At 50.9% G+C, this 277-nt stretch carries 1 protein-coding gene; it reads right to left on the bottom strand.

Translation table 11 applies throughout. The annotated features are described in order from the left end of the window. A partial coding sequence (locus tag H7U37_RS15410) for a transposase (protein WP_420875811.1) occupies nt 1–257 on the bottom strand: 257 nt, incomplete at its 3' end. Between the last annotated feature and the right edge of the window lie 20 nt (nt 258–277).

Raw genomic sequence — 277 nt, 5'->3', positions numbered from 1 at the left:
TTACCTTTGTTAATATGAGCACTCTTGCGTTTTCCGGCACTCTCGTTGTTACCGGGACTCAAACCGGCCCAGGAGCATATATGCTGGGAATCCGGAAAGGCACTCATATCGGTACCAATCTCCGCGATAATGGCTGCTGCCGCAGTTACATCAATGCCCGGTATGGAGCACAGGAGGCTCAATGCCTCTTCGTGCTTTGTGATCTCTTTCGTAATAGCGTCCTCCACAGTATGGCGGTGCTGTTCAAGCGCTTCCAAGTGCCCAAATATCATGCGAA

The organism is Pseudoflavonifractor phocaeensis (assembly GCF_016901735.1).
Lineage (GTDB): Bacteria > Bacillota > Clostridia > Oscillospirales > Oscillospiraceae > Pseudoflavonifractor_A.
The sequence above is the reverse complement of the archived record's forward strand: the minus strand, read 5'-3'. Positions and strand labels throughout refer to the sequence as shown.